This window comes from Candidatus Kosakonia sp. 282A-S69 (assembly GCF_029433855.1).
Classification (GTDB): Bacteria; Pseudomonadota; Gammaproteobacteria; order Enterobacterales; family Enterobacteriaceae; genus Kosakonia; species Kosakonia cowanii_A.
This window is the reverse complement of sequence record NZ_JAROAU010000005.1, coordinates 204,432-204,664: the sequence shown is the minus strand read 5'-3', so window position 1 is coordinate 204,664 and position 233 is coordinate 204,432. Positions and strand designations below refer to the sequence as shown.

General features: G+C 45.9%; 1 protein-coding gene. It reads left to right on the top strand.

Annotated elements, in window-relative coordinates; genetic code table 11:
* Window positions 1-233: M48 family metalloprotease (locus tag PU683_RS21930; RefSeq protein ID WP_277174646.1), on the top strand; the 233-nt coding region annotated here is incomplete at both ends.

Here is a 233-nt window from a genome sequence, read left to right as displayed (position 1 = left end):
ATCGTTAATACCTTTGTCGTCTTTTTATCGCGTATCGCCGCTTGGATAGCAAGCCGTTTTGTCAAAGAAGATCTAGCGCCGATCGTTCATTTTATTGCAATGATTATTTTTCAGATTGTCTTTTCGATACTTGGCAGCCTGGTTGTGTTTGCGTATTCACGCCATCGTGAATTCCATGCTGACAGGGGAGGAGCGGATCTTGCCGGCAAGGACAAGATGATTCATGCGCTGCG